Below are 2,084 nucleotides of genomic sequence, written 5' to 3' on the forward strand. Positions count from 1 at the left end.
TGGTGGTCGATACTGGGCTCGAACCAGTGACCCCCTCCTTGTAAGGGAGGTGCTCTCCCAGCTGAGCTAATCGACCTCGCTGTGTTGGGGCCGTATTATAGGGGGAGCGCTTCGAGTGTCAACGCTTTTTTCGATAAAAAAGCCTACTCGCCTTAATTTTGCGCTGTTTGTTGCTTTGTCACTCAAGTCTTTGTGCTGATTGTTATAAGTTAAGAGGGATAAATCAATTTTTTCTTATGTTCTAAATTTGGCAATGGATGATGCTTCTTTTTTCTTTTTATCATTTTGGCTGGTAGAATAGGACTTTCATTTATCAGTACCGTCTAATTATTAGACTTTTCAATATAGGTTATTGTCCCATTATGACAACTAAGACACGTTTTGCTCCTAGTCCAACAGGCTTTCTTCATGTTGGTGGCGCTCGAACAGCACTTTACTCATGGTTACACGCTCGTGCAAATGAAGGTGAATTTGTATTAAGAGTTGAAGATACTGATATTGAACGTTCAACCCAAGAAGCTTGTGATGCCATTTTAGAAGGGATGGAGTGGTTGGGGCTGAACTGGGATCAAGGGCCATATTATCAAACTCAGCGTTTTGAACGTTATAATGAAATTATTGCGCAAATGTTAGAGCAGGGGACAGCCTATAAATGTTATTGCTCTCGTGAGCGCATTGAATTAATGCGTGAAGAGCAAGAAGCAAAAGGTGAACGCCAAAAGTATGATGGTTGTTGCCGTGATAAGGCGCCGAGAGAAACCGATGAACCTTTTGTCATTCGTTTTAAAAATCCGACAGATGGAAGTGTCATTTTTGATGATCATGTTCGTGGTCGAATTGAAATTGCCAATGAAGAATTAGACGACCTCATTATTGCCCGTACAGATGGTACACCTACCTATAATTTCTGTGTGGTTGTTGATGATTGGGACATGGGGATCACATGTGTGGTTCGTGGTGAAGATCATATTAATAATACGCCTCGTCAAATTAATATCCTTAAAGCATTAGGTGCACCAGTGCCTGAGTATGCCCATGTTGCTATGATATTAGGTGATGACGGCGCTAAATTATCAAAACGTCATGGTGCTGTTAGTGTCATGCAATATCGCGATGATGGGTTTTTACCTGAAGCCTTATTAAATTATCTAGTACGCTTAGGCTGGTCTCATGGGGATCAAGAAGTCTTCTCTATTGAAGAAATGAAGCAGCTATTTAAGCTAGATGATATTAATAAGGCGGCATCGGCTTTTAATACTGAGAAACTGGTTTGGTTGAATCAGCATTATATGAAGTCGCTTTCTCCTGAATATGTCGCTAAACAATTAGAATGGCATATGCATGATCAGAAGATTGACTTTTCTCAAGGCCCATCTTTGGCTGACATTGTGTCTGCTTTATCTGAAAGAGCAAAAACATTGAAAGAAATGGCGGCTTCGAGTCGTTATTTCTTTGAAGACTTCAATGAATTTGATGAAAATGCCGCTAAGAAACATTTAAGAGGCGTTGCAATGGAGCCGCTAAAGCTTATTCAGCAAAAATTGTCTGCTTTAGTGGAATGGGATCTTGAGTCGATACATCAAGCGATTGAGGCGACAGCTGCGGAATTAGAAGTAGGAATGGGGAAAGTGGGTATGCCGTTAAGAGTAGCGGTGACCGGAGCTGGCATGTCTCCTGCTGTTGATTTAACCTTATTTCTTGTTGGACGAGAACGTTCTGAACAAAGAATATCCAAAGCGATTGAATTTGTAGCAAATAGAATAAATTCCTAAAAAACGAGTTGACACTTTTGGGTCTGCTGCATAGAATGCGCCACGCAGTTGAGACACAGGGTCACGAAAGTCGTGATGGATTCAAAAGTGTTTTAATTGTTAAGTGGGGCCTTAGCTCAGCTGGGAGAGCGCAACACTGGCAGTGTTGAGGTCAGCGGTTCGATCCCGCTAGGCTCCACCATTTTTACTTTAATCGGTAAAAAGATAGACTCATGTGAAAGAGTATAAAATTACAGTCCGGGTCCCCATCGTCTAGAGGCCTAGGACACCGCCCTTTCACGGCGGTAACAGGGGTTCGAATCCCCTTGGGGA

General features: G+C 42.2%; 1 protein-coding gene and 2 tRNA genes. 2 read left to right on the forward strand and 1 reads right to left on the reverse strand.

Annotated elements, in window-relative coordinates:
* Nucleotides 1-76, reverse strand: a tRNA-Val gene (locus Q0791_RS24740).
* Between the two features lie 286 nt (nt 77-362).
* Here Q0791_RS24740 and gltX point away from each other — a divergent pair.
* Nucleotides 363-1,772, forward strand: coding sequence for a glutamate--tRNA ligase (gene gltX, locus Q0791_RS24745; RefSeq protein ID WP_299011930.1), 1,410 nt, complete (start codon nt 363-365; stop codon nt 1,770-1,772).
* 105 nt (nt 1,773-1,877) lie between these two features.
* Nucleotides 1,878-1,953: transfer RNA gene (locus tag Q0791_RS24750), tRNA-Ala, on the forward strand.
* Nucleotides 1,954-2,084 lie beyond the last annotated feature (131 nt).

The organism is uncultured Shewanella sp. (assembly GCF_947495455.1).
GTDB lineage: Bacteria > Pseudomonadota > Gammaproteobacteria > Enterobacterales > Shewanellaceae > Shewanella.